This is a genomic window from Pseudarthrobacter sp. NPDC055928, from assembly GCF_042270935.1.
GTDB lineage: Bacteria > Actinomycetota > Actinomycetes > Actinomycetales > Micrococcaceae > Arthrobacter.
This window is the reverse complement of sequence record NZ_JBHJZH010000008.1, coordinates 89328-103358: the sequence shown is the minus strand read 5'-3', so window position 1 is coordinate 103358 and position 14031 is coordinate 89328. Positions and strand designations below refer to the sequence as shown.

General features: G+C 65.5%; 13 protein-coding genes. 6 read left to right on the top strand and 7 right to left on the bottom strand.

Annotated elements, in window-relative coordinates:
- Nucleotides 1-72 precede the first annotated feature (72 nt).
- From ACFC25_RS11985 to speB, 4 genes are all read right to left on the bottom strand, one after another.
- Entirely contained in the window at nucleotides 73-2109 is a 2037-nt protein-coding gene (locus ACFC25_RS11985) for an MDR family MFS transporter (protein WP_376045341.1), read from the bottom strand.
- Between the two features lie 10 nt (nucleotides 2110-2119).
- Nucleotides 2120-2593: a MarR family transcriptional regulator gene (locus tag ACFC25_RS11980; RefSeq protein WP_337350341.1), complete on the bottom strand. Its 474-nt coding sequence runs from the start codon at nucleotides 2591-2593 to the stop codon at nucleotides 2120-2122.
- A gap of 150 nt (nucleotides 2594-2743) precedes the next feature.
- Nucleotides 2744-4438 carry a thiamine pyrophosphate-binding protein gene (locus ACFC25_RS11975; protein WP_337350342.1) on the bottom strand — a complete coding sequence of 565 codons (1695 nt, stop codon included), beginning with the start codon at nucleotides 4436-4438 and terminating at the stop codon, nucleotides 2744-2746.
- Between the two features lie 5 nt (nucleotides 4439-4443).
- Nucleotides 4444-5520 carry an agmatinase gene (gene speB, locus ACFC25_RS11970; RefSeq protein WP_337350343.1) on the bottom strand — a complete coding sequence of 359 codons (1077 nt, stop codon included), beginning with the start codon at nucleotides 5518-5520 and terminating at the stop codon, nucleotides 4444-4446.
- A 305-nt stretch (nucleotides 5521-5825) separates the two neighbouring features.
- On the opposite strand from speB, the gene ACFC25_RS11965 reads away from it, so the two are divergent.
- Entirely contained in the window at nucleotides 5826-6653 is an 828-nt protein-coding gene (locus ACFC25_RS11965; RefSeq protein WP_376045336.1) for a DUF559 domain-containing protein, read from the top strand.
- A gap of 135 nt (nucleotides 6654-6788) precedes the next feature.
- On the opposite strand, the gene ACFC25_RS11960 is transcribed toward ACFC25_RS11965, so the two are convergent.
- A complete protein-coding gene (locus ACFC25_RS11960; protein ID WP_337346393.1) occupies nucleotides 6789-7364 on the bottom strand; it encodes a cupin domain-containing protein in 576 nt (191 codons plus the stop codon).
- A gap of 298 nt (nucleotides 7365-7662) precedes the next feature.
- Here ACFC25_RS11960 and ACFC25_RS11955 point away from each other — a divergent pair, with 298 nt between their 5' ends.
- Nucleotides 7663-9177: a sodium:solute symporter gene (locus ACFC25_RS11955; RefSeq protein ID WP_337346392.1), complete on the top strand. Its 1515-nt coding sequence runs from the start codon at nucleotides 7663-7665 to the stop codon at nucleotides 9175-9177.
- 111 nt (nucleotides 9178-9288) lie between these two features.
- Here the strand turns inward: ACFC25_RS11955 and ACFC25_RS11950 are convergent, their stop codons facing one another.
- On the bottom strand, nucleotides 9289-9519 hold the full coding sequence (locus tag ACFC25_RS11950) for a hypothetical protein (RefSeq protein WP_337346391.1): 231 nt from the start codon (nucleotides 9517-9519) through the stop codon (nucleotides 9289-9291).
- 257 nt (nucleotides 9520-9776) lie between these two features.
- Between ACFC25_RS11950 and ACFC25_RS11945 the strand changes: the two genes are divergently transcribed.
- The 3 genes from ACFC25_RS11945 to ACFC25_RS11935 are packed head-to-tail and all read left to right on the top strand — an operon-like array spanning nucleotide 9777 to nucleotide 11886.
- Nucleotides 9777-10991 carry a VIT1/CCC1 family protein gene (locus ACFC25_RS11945; protein WP_376045332.1) on the top strand — a complete coding sequence of 405 codons (1215 nt, stop codon included), beginning with the start codon at nucleotides 9777-9779 and terminating at the stop codon, nucleotides 10989-10991.
- A gap of 59 nt (nucleotides 10992-11050) precedes the next feature.
- Nucleotides 11051-11755, top strand: a complete 705-nt coding sequence (locus tag ACFC25_RS11940) for a peptidase M10A and M12B matrixin and adamalysin (RefSeq protein ID WP_376045330.1) — start codon at nucleotides 11051-11053, stop codon at nucleotides 11753-11755.
- On the top strand, nucleotides 11755-11886 hold the full coding sequence (locus tag ACFC25_RS11935; RefSeq protein WP_376045328.1) for a hypothetical protein: 132 nt from the start codon (nucleotides 11755-11757) through the stop codon (nucleotides 11884-11886). Before ACFC25_RS11940 ends, ACFC25_RS11935 begins: the two co-directional genes overlap by 1 nt.
- A 39-nt stretch (nucleotides 11887-11925) precedes the next feature.
- On the opposite strand, the gene ACFC25_RS11930 is transcribed toward ACFC25_RS11935, so the two are convergent.
- Nucleotides 11926-13059: an LOG family protein gene (locus ACFC25_RS11930; RefSeq protein WP_376045326.1), complete on the bottom strand. Its 1134-nt coding sequence runs from the start codon at nucleotides 13057-13059 to the stop codon at nucleotides 11926-11928.
- A 218-nt stretch (nucleotides 13060-13277) separates the two neighbouring features.
- On the opposite strand from ACFC25_RS11930, the gene ACFC25_RS11925 reads away from it, so the two are divergent.
- A complete protein-coding gene (locus ACFC25_RS11925; protein ID WP_337346388.1) occupies nucleotides 13278-14018 on the top strand; it encodes a GntR family transcriptional regulator in 741 nt (246 codons plus the stop codon).
- The last annotated feature ends 13 nt before the right edge of the window (nucleotides 14019-14031 follow it).

The window sequence follows — 14031 nt, the reverse complement described above, 5'->3', positions numbered from 1 at the left end:
GCCGGGGCTGACATTCTTAGCCTTCCCACTCTACGAAATCTGTTGCCCGTGCGAAACATCTGCACCCAAAGATCATCCAATCGGCGTACCCTGGTCCTTTTGATTGCCGCCGGAGGCCAGGTAGTGCGCGGCCGCCTTCTGCAGTTTCCGTTCCTTGCCGAGTTCCTTGGCCACGGCCTTCAGCATGGACGCCGTCTTCGCCTGTTCGGCGGCAATTCCCTGCTGGAGGGCCGCCTGCCGCTGCACCGAAGACATGGCTGCGGAAAGCTGCAGCTGCTGTTCTGCGAGCAGTTGCTGCGTTTCCAGGATCAACGGCACCATCTTCACGGCAGCTGCCTCCGTTCCGCGTCCGGTGCCGCTTTCGCTGCTGCGCTGCCGCCTCAGCACCTCGACGAACTCACGGTCTATATCGTCCACGTCCGCACCCGGCCCGGGTGCCGCCGTCGTGCCCGCCGTGGCCGAAGGTGCAGCCGGAAGCGAAGCCGCCACGGATTCCGCACCATCACCCTCCGGACGGACGTCTACCGTGCGGCGGAGCGGCTTCTCCTTGATGAAGAGGACCGCCACCAAGGCGATCACGCCGATGACGGCGGAGATCAGGAAGATTTGCGCCGTGGCGTCACCGTAAGCGGCACGCATGATTTCGCGGACGGGTTCGGGAAGGTCCACAAGATCCATGCTGGCGCCGGCACCGTCGCCCTGCACTGGGATGTTGGCGGCGGCAAGCCCTTCGTTGGCGAGTTGGGTGACGCGGGTGCCCAGTACCGCGCCCAGGACCGATACCCCGATCGCGCCGCCAACAGAGCGGAAGAAGGCAACCGAAGCGCTGGCGGTGCCGATATCCGTGGCCTTGACGGTGTTCTGCACGGCGAGGACCAGGTTCTGCATCACCATGCCCAGCCCTAGGCCCAGGATGGCAGTGTAGACGCCGGTCAGCCACAGCTCGGTGGTGTGGTCCACGGTGCCGGCCAGGCCGAGGCCAGCGATCAGCAGGATGGACCCGCCCACGAGGTAGCGCTTCCATTTGCCGGTGCGGCTGATCAGCTGGCCCGACACCACGGAACCGATGAGGTTACCGGCGATCATGGGCAGGGTCAGCAGGCCCGCTTCGGTGGGGGTGGCGCCGCGGGCCACCTGGAAGTACTGGCCCAGGAAGGTTGACGAGCCGAACATGGCCACGCCCACTGCCACCGAGGCGAGAATGGCCAGGGCAGTCGTCCGCTCGGAGATGATCTTGAGCGGAATGATGGGCTGCTCCACCTTGGATTCCACCAGCACCAGCAGCGCGAGCAGCAGGACGCCGCCACCCACCATCAGCCCTGACTGCCAGGACCACCAGTCGTAGTAGTCCGGGTTGCCGGCGAAGGATACCCAGATCAGGAGCAGGCTGACCCCTGACGTGAGGAGGATGGAGCCGAGCCAGTCGATCTTGGCCGGGCGCTTGACGTGCGGGATTTTGAGCGTGACCTGCAGCAGGATGAGGGCGACGACGGCGAGCGGCACGCAGACGAAGAACGTCCAGCGCCAGCCGAGCGGGCTGTCCACGATGAATCCGCCCAGGAGCGGCCCACCGGCCGTGCCCACGGCCATGACGCCGCCCATGTAGCCGGAGTACTTGCCGCGGTCCCGGGGCGGGATCATGGATCCGATGATGGCCTGGGCCAGCGCTGTCAGCCCGCCCATCGCCACTCCCTGGATCACGCGGGCAGTCAGCAGCAGCGGAATCGTCTCGGACAGGCCAGCCATGACGGAGCCGGCCACAAACACCACGATGCTGAGCTGGACCAACAGCTTCTTGTCGAACAGGTCAGCGAGTTTGCCCCAGATGGGGGTGGTGGCAGCGTTGGCCAGCAGGGCTGCTGTGATGACCCAGGCGAAGTCGGTCTGGGTGCCTTTGAGTTCGGACATGATGGTGGGCAGGGCATTCGCCACGATGGTGCTGCTCAGGATGGCGGTGAAGAAGGCGGCCAGTAGCCCGGTCAGGGCTTCCATGATCTGGCGGTGCGACATCGCCGGTTGCGCTTCCGGACCGGGTGCGGGTGCCAGCGGGGCCGGCGGCTGTTGGGACAGGGTGGACGATGATGCGGGGGCGGCGGCGTGGCTGGCCATAAATCTGCTCCTAGTGGTTAGTTGTACTGGGTCCGGCCGCCTTTGCCCGGGCTGAATGTTTGAGGGATTCGGTGAGTTTCCGAAGGATCTTTGCCGTGTCCTCGGCGTCCTCCTGGCTCCATTCGCGGAGGTAGTCCTGCAGCGCCGCCGTGCGCTGTTCCTCGATATGGCGCAGCTTGCCCGCACCTTCGGAGGTCAGGGCAACCAGCTGGGCCCGTCCGTCGTCGGGATCCTGCCGGCGGGTGACATAGCCCTGTTCCTCCAGCTCGGCGATATGGCGGCTGAGGACCGGGGCGCTGACGCCAAGCCGCTCGGCCAGCCGCGTGGCGCGGGTCTCCCCCTCCCCCACAAACCGGAGTACACCCTGCAGCGCCACACCGGTTTCCTGTCCGCGAAGGCTGGCTGTGGCGACGCATCGCACCGCACGCTGGAGGTCAAATATTTGGTAGACGAGGTCTGCCGCGGTATCCGGCGCAACTGACATGGGTCTGGACGCTCCTTGATTGTTTGCCTCAGGCAACTATATACCCAAAAGGTTGCTTTAGGAAACTAATCGCGCCGGACGGTCCTTTTAACCACAAAGCGCGAGCTGGCAGCTAATAGCTGCCAGCTCGCGCGGCTGTGGAAGAGGTGCTCAGTAGTCCAGGTGGGTGGGGCCGAACATTTTGAGCAGGGTCTCAACGACGACGACGTTGGGGCCGTCGGCGGCAAAACCAGCTTTGAGCGCGTCCCCCACGTCCTCCGGGGCCACCCGGGTGGCCGGCACACCGAAGGCTTCGGCCAGTTTGACGAAGTCCGGGCGCGCCAGCTCGGTGGCGGTGGCCTTGCCGAAGGCACCCACCATGTATTCGCGCAGGATGCCATAGCCGCCGTCGTCCACGATCAGCCACGTGACCGGGATGTTGTGCTGCTTGGCCGTGGCCAGTTCGGAGATCGAGTACATGGACGAACCGTCACCGGATACAGCCAGGACGCGACTTGGCTTGCCCACCGTTTCCAGGCCGACAGCGCCGCCGATCGCAGCAGGGAAACCATAGCCGAGGCCGCCGGCGCCCTGGGCGGAGTGGAACTGGCCTTGCCGGGCATCCCAGCAGCTCCAGCCCCAGTATGCGGAGATGGTCATGTCCCAGAAGGTCTGCATATCGGCCGGAACGGCTTCGCGGATGTCGGCCATAAACTTCAGTTCCTTGGCCAGGTCCTGGGACTCCAGCCGGGCCTTGACCTTGGCAAGGGACTCCTTCACCAGGTCCTCGGGCCTGACACCGTGCCAGTTGCGCGTGGCGTCGACGGGAACAACCAAGGCTTCATCGAGGGCGGCGAGCGCCTGGCCGGCGTCGGCGCGGATGCCCAGGCCGGGACGATTGGACTCGAGCACGCGGGGTTCGGCATCGATCTGGATGATCCGCCCGCGGGGTTCGAAAGTGAAGTAATTGGAGGTGACCTCGCCCAGGGAGGAGCCGATCACGATCAGGACGTCCGCGTCCTCCAGGACGTCGGTCATGTGGCGGTCCTCGATCCAGGACTGCAGCGACAGTTCGTGGTTCCACGGGAATGCCCCGTTACCGCCGGGAGTGCAGATCACCGGTGCCCGAAGCTTTTCGGCAATCGAGAGCAGGGACTTCTCGGCCCGGCCCCGACGCGTCCCGCCGCCTGCGATGATGGCGGGACGTTCCGCCGTCGACAACCACTTCACGGCTTCGCGGACCAGTTCCACGCGCGGCGGGTTGTCCGCAGCCTCCGCGAGGGCATCCTCTACCGGCGGGACCATGATGGGATCCAGCAGGACGTTCTGCGGGATTTCCAGCCAAACCGGCCCCTGCGGGGAGGAGATGGCCTCGGTCCAGGCATCCTGGATGGCCGACGGGATCCCGGAGGCATGCTGGATCAGCCGCTGGCTCTTGGTGACGTTTGCGGCCGAGGCCTTCTGGTCATCGAGCTGGTGGAGCATGCCCTTACGACGGGCACCGAGTCCTTCGAGCGGAATCTGGCTGGCCACCACCACCATTGGCACACCAGTGGCGTAAGCCTCCTGCAGCCCGGCGAGCGAGGTCAGCGCGCCCGGTCCGGTGGAAAGGAACAGCACGCCCACTTCGCCCGTGGCGCGGGAGTAGCCGTCCGCGGCGAAGGCTGAGTTGTTCTCCACGCGCGAGGAGACAAAATGCAGGTTGCCGCGGCCCATGGCGTCGAACAAGCCCAGTGCATGCTGGCCGGGAATCCCAAAGACTGTTTTGGCGCCCAGGGCTTCAAGGGTTTCGACGACGAGATCCCCGCCGTTGCGCACATCGGTACCCTTCGTGGGGGCTGCTGTGCCGGGATCGAAATCGATCATATTGGTTACTCCTTGATTCCGGCGGGGATGCTGGCCGCGAACCCGGCAGGCTGGCGGACTTCCTGGCCAAGGGCTTGGGCGGCGTAACCGTTGGCTGCCCCGAAGCGGTCACCTTCAACAGCATTGTCCGCCATCAGGGTGATGAGTTCATAGGCCACGTGGCTGGCGGCCACTCCAGTGATTTCGGCGTGGTCATAGGCAGGGGCGACCTCCACGACGTCGGCACCCACCAGGTTCATGCCGCGGAAGCCGCGGATGATCTCCAGGAGTTCGCGGCTGGTGATGCCGCCGGCCTCGGGCGTTCCGGTGCCCGGGGCGTGGGCGGGGTCCAAGACGTCGATGTCCACCGAGATGTAGAGCGGGCGGTTCCCGATCCGGTCACGGACCTTGGCCACAGTTTCCAGGACGCCCTGGTAGTAGACGTCGGCGGAGGTGACAATGCCAAACCCGAAGCGGTGGTCGTCGTCGAGGTCCTTCTTGCCGTAGAGGGGGCCGCGTGTGCCGATGTGGCTGATGGCTTCGGTATCCAGGATGCCTTCTTCAACGGCCCGGCGGAACGGGGTTCCGTGCGTGTATTCGGCGCCGAAATAGGTGTCCCAGGTGTCGAGGTGGGCGTCAAAGTGCAGCATGGCGATGGGTCCGCCGGCGCGCTCGGCCGCTGCCCGGAGCAGCGGAAGGGCGATGGTGTGGTCACCGCCGAGGGTTACCAGTTTGCTGCCGGCCGAGGTGAGGTCCAGGGCGTTCTGCTGGATGGTTTCGATGGCTTCATTGATGTTGAACGGGTTGACCGCCATGTCGCCGGCGTCAGCCACCTGGATGTTTTCGAACGGGCTGACGTCCCACGCGGGGTTGTACGGACGGAGCAGGCGGCTGGCCTCACGGATGTGGTTAGAGCCGAAACGGGCACCCGGACGGTAGGAAACGCCGGAGTCGAAGGGCACGCCCACCACCGTCACGTCAGCCTTCGCCACCTGGTCCAGGCGCGGCAGTCGGGCATAGGTGGCAGCGCCCGCATAACGCGGGATGCGGGATGAATCGATCGGGCCAAGGTTGCCGTTGGCTTCGATGCGCAGCTCTTTCACAGTGAGCCTCTCCTTCGAGGATTGGTCGGCGGGTGTGACAGCCATCATACCTTGAAGTTTCCTTATGCGCATCAAGTGTTTACAAGCGGCCCGGGGGCGCAGGTGTCACGGGCGCTCCTGCCCAGTTACTGTCCCGGTCCACGGCCGGCGCCCATCTCGCGCCGCGGGATCCCGGGAACATCCCCTGCCAGGAGGCGACGTTGGCGGAAGTAACTGGGCAGGAACGCACAGCAAGTGGCGTGCGTTGCCCACATAGGGCCTGCTTCCTCTGTCAGATCCGGCTCCGGCAGCCTGCAATGGGCTCCATGGATATCTTCGAATACCTTGTACAGGCCGGCGGGGTTGCCCGCACCGCCCAACTCCTCAGCGCCGGATTCTCCAGACGGGACTTAGGGCGCCTGACCGGGCTGGGTGCCATGCAACCCAGGCGGGGAGTTTTCCTCGCACCTAACTGCGACGCGGACCTCGCCGCCGCAATCCACCATAACGGCCGGCTGACCTGCGCCAGCGCAGCCGCACGCCACGGGTTATGGCTCCGGAACCCTCCGTTCCGGCTGCACCTGGCCTGCAACCACGGCCATGGCAAAGGCTTCGTCCGGCACCGGACGGTGCGATTCGAGGGCCACCCGGAACTGCCGGTGGCGGCGGTGGAAGACGTGGTCCTGCACGCACTTGGGTGCCTGGCGCCGCCGTCGTCCACGGCCATCGCGACATCGGCGGTCCGGCTGCACGGCGTACCAATGGAGCTACTCAGGGCCGAGGTACGCGGTGACCGCTCGGGGCCCATTCGACGCGCGCTGCAGGAGCTTGACCTGCGGGCAGAATCGATAGTGGAAGTCGACGCACAGCATCTCTTTCGGAGCAATGGGATCGATTTCGAGGCCCAGGTGCCGCTGCCCGGCATCGGGCGGGTGGATTTCCTGCTGGGCGGTTTCCTGATCGTGGAAATCGACGGATTCGCCTTTCATTCAAAGCGCGCGGACATGCTCAGGGACCGCCACAGGAACAACACCTCAACGGTCAAGGGCTTCGCTGTCCTCCGCTACATGCCCGAACACATCTGGTTCAACCCGGAGCAGGTGGTGGCGGAAATCAGGGCGGTGCTCGATGCCAGGAACGCCTCGGCCAGGTAAGGCGAGCGCTCCTTCCCAGTTACTCCGGGCCAGATCGCTGTGCCTGGGCGGCAGCCCGCGCCCGCACAGGGCACGCCCGCGGAAGCCCGGCCACAAACCGGGCAGGAACGCACAACTCCAGCCGAAAAGCGCGCGCTACCGACTGGCGGCGGGGACCAGCACCCAGAGGACCTCAACGGCCTCGCCGGTGGGGTTGATCCAGGTGTGGGGTTCGCGTCCGGGGAACGTGACGGTGTCCCCGGTGCTGAGCTCGTATTCTTCGTTGGTGAGGATCAGCTTGATGCTGCCCTTGATAACGTGCAGCACATCTACGTCGCAGTCCACGGCGTAGAGCTCGGACTCACCGCGGCCATGGGGCTCGATAACAGCCTGGATAATCTGGATCCGCCGCTCCGAGCGGGCCGTCAGCAGCCGCTCGACGATCCCTTCGCCACCCAGTGAAATTCGGGGCCCGTCGTTGCGCTTGGTCAGGTGGGTTTCGGGAGCGGCGAACAGGTCCCCAATGGAAATGGACAACACCTGGCAGAGGGTCACCAGCGAAGCGACAGAGGGCGATGTGAGGTCCCGCTCCACACGGCTCAGGAAGCCCTTGGTCAGCCCGGTGGCGTCGGCAACCTGCTCGATGGTGAGTCGCTGGGACTGCCGGGCAGCCCGGATACGGGACCCGATGGCAACCGGAACGTTGCTCGGTTCTACTGGCAGTGCCTTCATGTGCAGACCTTTCATGGCCGGCAACCCCGGCCCCATCTCTGGAGCAATCCTAATGGCCACGTACCCATGTGACGCCGCTACGCCACAGCCAGGCGACGTTGCGGCGGGCCCTTGACTGTTACCACGGTCACAGCCTACTCTTTTAGGCAACAAGTGTTGTCTCCTATGCAATATTGCAGACAGACAACATCCGAGGATTCCCCTCATCCCCACCTCGTAAGAGCAGCGGAACACCGGCCTCCCCAGCAGCGCCGCCGGGTTCGAGCCACGCTGCAGATCAGCTCCAAGGAGCCCCAACATGGACGCTAACTTCGTCAACATCGCCATTGTGGTGGTGTACCTCATCGCAATGCTTGCCTTCGGCTGGTGGGGTAAGTCCCGCACCAAGAACAACAGCGACTTCCTCGTGGCCGGCCGCCGGCTCGGCCCGTTCCTCTACACAGGCACCATGGCCGCCGTTGTCCTGGGCGGCGCCTCCACCGTCGGCGGCGTTGGCCTCGGCTACAAGTTCGGCATCTCCGGCATGTGGCTGGTGGTGGCCATCGGCGCCGGCGTGCTGCTACTGAGCCTCCTCTTCGCCGGTACTATCCAGAAGCTCAAGATCTACACGGTCTCCCAGATGCTCACCCTTCGCTATGGAAGCAAGGCAACGCAGACCTCGGGCATTGTCATGCTGGCGTACACACTGATGCTGTGCGCGACCTCCACCAGCGCTTACGCCACCATCTTCGTGGTCCTCTTCGGCTGGGACCGCTGGCTCGCCATCGCCATCGGCGGAGCGATCGTGCTGGTCTACTCAACCATCGGCGGCATGTGGTCCATCACCCTGGCGGACCAGGTGCAGTTCGTCATCAAAACCGTGGGCATCTTCGCCCTGATGCTTCCCTTCACCCTCAATGCAGCGGGCGGCCTCGACGGCATCCGCAGCCGTGTGGATGAAAGCTTCTTCCAGATGGATGGCATCGGCGTGCAGACCATCATCACCTACTTCGTCGTCTACACCCTGGGCCTGCTGATCGGCCAGGATATCTGGCAGCGCGTGTTCACCGCCAAGACCCCGGGCGTAGCTCGCTGGGGCGGCGCCACCGCCGGCATCTACTGCATCCTCTACGGTGTTGCCGGCGCCCTGATCGGCATGGCTGCCAGCGTGGCCCTCTCCGGGATCGACATTGCGGCCAAAGACGACGTCTACGCCGAGGTTGCCCAGACAATCCTCCCTGTTGGTATCGGCGGACTGGTACTTGCCGCAGCTGTGGCCGCCATGATGTCCACCGCTTCCGGCGCCCTGATCGCCGCAGCCACGGTTGCCCGCGCCGACGTCCTGCCGTTCGTTGCCAGCTGGTTCGGCAAGGACATCAACACCGACGACACCGACAACCCAGAGCACGACGTCAAGGCCAACCGCATGTGGGTCCTCTCGCTCGGCATCGTGGCCATCCTGATCGCGATCATCACCAAGGACGTCGTGGCCGCCCTGACAATCGCCTACGACATCCTCGTGGGCGGGCTCCTGGTCGCCATCCTGGGCGGCCTGGTGTGGAAGCGCGGAACCGGCCTGGCTGCCGCGGCCTCCATGGCGGTGGGTTCGGTTGTCACGCTGGGCACCATGATCGTGCTGGAGGTCAACGCCAAGGCCCCGCTGGACGGCGTCTTCGCCAACGAACCGATCTACTTCGGCCTCATCAGCTCAGCCGTGGTTTATGTGGCGGTCTCGCTGCTCACCAAGCCCACGGACCCGCAGGTCATGCGGAATTGGGCGCGGCGCGTAGCCGGCAAGGAAAACGAAGTTCCTGTCACCGTGACTGCGCCGTAAGGATTTCGACAGGGCTCGAACCACCCCAGGGACAGATTCGAGCAGCACAAAGCACGACGGCGGCGCCTCCTTTCGCTCATCAGCGAACCGGAGGCGCCGCCGTCGTCCGTCCTACTCAGGTTCTGGTTCGCGGAACTCCTCGGGGTCCAGCGGAACCACGCGCTCCTCGGCGTCAACTTCGACCGGAGGGGTCGGAATGACTACGTCTTCAGCGTCCAGGAACTCGTCCTCTGCATCCCAGTCGTTCGCGTCAACCGGCGCATCCTCGGCGTAGTCATAAGCGGGGTCGGCTTCTACGGCATCAAGGTGCGGCATGTCCGGGTGCTGTCCGGTGGTGTTCATTGTGCAACCTCCGTTTGTTCGCCACTGACGTGCTCTTTCGGCTGGGCGCTGGCGGGCGCCACACCTTCATCACAGCACCGCCGGTGGCCCCGGTCAAGGGTCCGCAGACAGGAGTGCAAAAGCCACCCGGAGCCGGGGATTTTGAGGGTACCCGAAACCCCGAAGTGAGGTTGGCCAGCCGAAAATCCGCGAAATTCCGCGGTAAGCTGGGCCTTGCAATGGGGCCGAACCATGCCCCATCAAGCTCAGGAGCTTCTGTGTCTCAGCACGCCAGTCCCGGCCAACACCGCGCCGCCCGGGATTCTGCCCAGCCCGTTCCGGCGCCCTCGGATTCTGTTCCGTCGAATTCTGCCCAGACTGATCGCCGCCCGGCAGGCCAGCCGACAAATGCCGAGCCCACTCCTGCGGACATCCGGCGCTGGCGCCAATACCTGGCCGATGAACGCGCCGAGGCCGCTGTCTACCGGGACCTCGCGCAGAACCGGCTGGGCGAGGAGCGAGACATCCTTCTCGCCCTTGCAGAAGCCGAAGGCCGGCACGAGGCCCACTGGCTCCGGCTCCTGGGCGATCACGCCGGGAAGTCCCGCCAAGCGTCGCTGCGCAGCCAGCTGCTGGGCTTCCTGGCCCGCCACTTCGGCTCGGTCTTTGTCCTCGCGCTGGCCCAGCGCGCCGAAGGTCGCTCCCCGTACGCCAAGGACCCGTCCGCCACGCCCGCCATGGCCGCCGACGAACAGATCCATGAGGAAGTAGTGCGCGGCCTGGCAACACGGGGCCGCAACCGGCTCGCCGGAACATTCCGCGCCGCCGTGTTCGGAGCCAACGACGGCCTGGTCAGCAATCTATCCCTGGTTATGGGCATGGCAGCGTCCGGCGTGGCCAGCAGCGTAGTACTCCTGAGTGGTATTGCCGGGCTCTTGGCCGGCGCACTGTCGATGGGCGCCGGCGAATTCGTCTCCGTCCGCTCGCAGCGTGAACTCCTCGCGGCCACACGGCCCACCCAGGTCACCCTGGCGGCGGCCCCCAAGCTGGACATCGAACATAACGAGCTGCTGCTCGTGTACCTGGCACGCGGCATGTCCCACGAAGCAGCCGAACACCGCGTGGCCGAACGCATGGGGCTCCTCTCCTGCGACTGCGATCCCAGCCTGTCCCTCCAGCCTGAACTCCCTGAAACTGAGGACCAGCACGAAGCCGTAGGCACCGCCTGGGGCGCATCACTGTCCAGCTTCTGCTTCTTTGCCTCCGGTGCCATCGTGCCCATCCTTCCCTTCCTGTTCGGCATGACAGGCGTGGCCGCGCTGGTGGTGGCCGGAGTCCTGGTGGGTGTGGCACTGCTGATGACTGGCGGCGTCGTTGGCCTGCTTTCAGGCACGTCGCCGCTGACTCGCGGGCTGCGGCAGCTGGCCATCGGCCTGGGCGCCGCGGCCGTCACGTATGTGCTTGGCTTGGCCTTCGGCACCGTGGTGGGTTGATGGACAGCGTTCCACCGGACCGCCCGCACAGCAGCGGGAGGCGTTCTGCGGGGCGTTCCATGCGGAACGCCCTGCTGGGTATTACCGCCGGCACCACGGCACTGGTGGTCGGCGGAGTCTTTTACGGCGGCCCACGCGTTGGTGAACTACTGGATGTTCGGCTCGGGCCCGGAGCCGTTCAGCCGGGCGAATCGGGTGGCGTCCGGCCCGCTGCCGAGGGTCGGCCCGAGGCTCCCCCGCCCGGGCTCGAGGAGGAGGACGCGCCGCTGGGAAGGCCCGAGCCGCCCCCGTACGCGAGCAGTTCCTACCAATTCCTGGCCACCAACGACGACGGCACACCGGTGGGATATTCGCCGTGCCGGCCGCTGCACTACGTGGTGAACGCGGACCTGGTCCCGGCCGGCGCGCAGGCCCTTATCCCGGAAGCAATCGACACCATGTCGCGGGCCACCGGGATCCGGTTCATTTACGACGGCGCCACCACCGAAGAGCCTTCTGCCAAGCGCGCTCCGTACCAGCCGGATTCGTACGGTGACCGCTGGGCGCCGCTGCTGGTCTCCTGGACCACTCCCGAGGTGGCTCCCCAGCTCAAGGGTAAAGTGATCGGCACCGGGGGAAGCACCCACTTCAGCTACGAGAACGGTCCCAAGACCTTCGTCACTGGCAGCCTGGAGCTGGACGCCCCGCAGATTGCTAAGAGCTGGAGCAGCCCGACGGGGAGCTGTACGCCACGGCCGTCATCCTGCACGAGCTCAGCCATGTGATGGGACTCGAACACGTGGATGACCACCGGCAGCTGATGTTTCCGGAAATCGGCACCCCGGAAGGCCTTGCCGCGGGCGATCTCAACGGCCTGTACAAACTGGCCGGCGCCCTGTGCCGTAAGGATCTCTAGACCCGGCAATCTCCGCCGTCCCCGGACCTGGCGCCGAAGCTACCCGCCGATCACGGCGAGCGCCTCGTCAACGGTGTCGACCAGGAAGATCCGGTCCGCCATGGCCCGCCCGGCTGCCAGCCTCTGGAGCATCGGCCAGGCAGGGTATTCGTGCTGCCAGTAACGGCTGCCCACCAGGACCATCGGCGTCACGGCCTCACGGGCGCTGTAATAGTTCTCGCACGCGTCCTGGAACATTTCCTGGACAGTTCCGGCTGCTCCCGGCAGGAAGATAATGCCGCCGTTGCAGACTTCGAGCAGGATCGCCTCGCGTACGGCGTTGGCGAAGTATTTGGCAATGTGCGTGGCAAAGTAGTTCGGCGGCTCATGCCCGTAGAACCAGGTGGGGATACCCAGCGACGGCGTTCCCGCCGGAAAACGTGCGACGACGGCGGCCGCCGCGCGCACCCACGCGGACACCGAGGGACGGAAGCCAGGGACGGCCCCCAGTGAAACCAGGGCCGCCTCGAACTCATCTTCGGGGATCCCGCTGAGGTAGGCGCCCAGGTTGGCGGCCTCCATGGCCCCTGGACCGCCTCCGGTGGCTACCAGCTTCCCGCTTCCAGCCAACAGCCGGCCCAACGAGGCAGCCTGCGCGAACTCCGGAGTACCTCGCTGGACATTATGGCCTCCCATCACGCCCACCACGGTCAGCCCGGCTACGGCATCGGAGCGGACCAGTTCGTCCAGGGCGTCACCGATGGCGTGGTCATGCAGGGCCGAAGCCAGGGTGGCGTCCAGGCGGTGCCGCTGCCCGGGCCGGATGCTCCACTGGTAGACGAGGGCGTCGGGCAGTTCTTCATAGGGGGCGTGGTCCAGCCCGGCATAAAGCTCCTGAGGGGTGTAGAGCCTCGCCCGGTAGGGGTCGAAGGGCACACCAACAAGCTTGGGGAAAATCAGCGCGCCACGGCGCCGCAGGCCGTCCTCAACACCCTCGTCAAACGTGCACCCAAGGAAGATAGCGCCTTCCACATCAAGGGTCTCCAGCGCTGCCCTCCGGCCGCGCAGGTCCAAAGACTGGGCGTGCCAGCCGTGCATGGCCACAGCTCCGGCCGCCACCAGCCGGTCGAAGCTGGCAAGACTCTCGACTTCGAGGGTCCGCGGGCTGGGGTGCACGCTGCCGGAGGGGTTCATGCCGGCGGCCTGGTTCGAGACCCCGGCTGTGCCCGGTATCGGTTGTTCATCTCCCCAGCCTAGTCAGGCCTCCACGGCGGGCCGGGACGGCTTCTTTGCCGCCTGCCAACGCCCTGTTATTATCAACAATAAAGGCAGTATGTCCTATCAAGCGGACATAGGCAGGACAAAGGGGAGTTGCTTCGCAGCAACCCTAGCGGCGCGAAGGATGCATCTCAATGGCGAATCAACTAAACCTCAGCATCGACCGCTCTTCGCCGGTGCCCCTCTACCACCAAGTGGTGCAGGGCATCGAGGCCGCCATCCATACGGGCCTGCTTCCGCCTGGCAGCCGGCTGGACAACGAGATCGACCTTGCAGCGCAGCTCAACCTCTCCCGGCCAACCATGCGCAAAGCCATGGATGAACTGGTGCGCTCCGGCCTGCTGGTGCGTAAGCGCGGCGTAGGTACCCAAGTGGTTTCCAGCCAGGTACGGAGGCCACTGGAACTCTCCAGCCTCTTTGACGATCTAAGCAACAACGGCGCAAAACCCACCACCGACGTACTGACCTTCAGCCATGACGAGGCCGACGACGCTACGCGCGAGGCGCTCCATCTCCCCCCAGGCGCCACGGTGTACCACTTCACCCGGTTGCGGAAAGTGGCCGGGAAACCGCTGGCCCTGATGGAAAACTGGGTCCGCGACGACATCACCCCCCTGACCGAGGAACTCCTGGCCAGCCAGGGCCTGTACTCCGTCCTGCGGAACGGCGGAGTGAATTTCCGGCTCGCCACGCAGCGGATCGGCGCCGTGGTGGCCAACGAGTACCAGGCCACGCAGCTCGACGCGGCTCCAGGCTCGGCCCTGGTCACCATGGAGCGGACCGCCGTGGACGATACAGGCCGCAATGTGGAGACCGGACACCACGTGTACCGGGCGGATTCGTACAGCTTTGAAATGACACTCGTACAGCGATAGCGCAAGGAATACT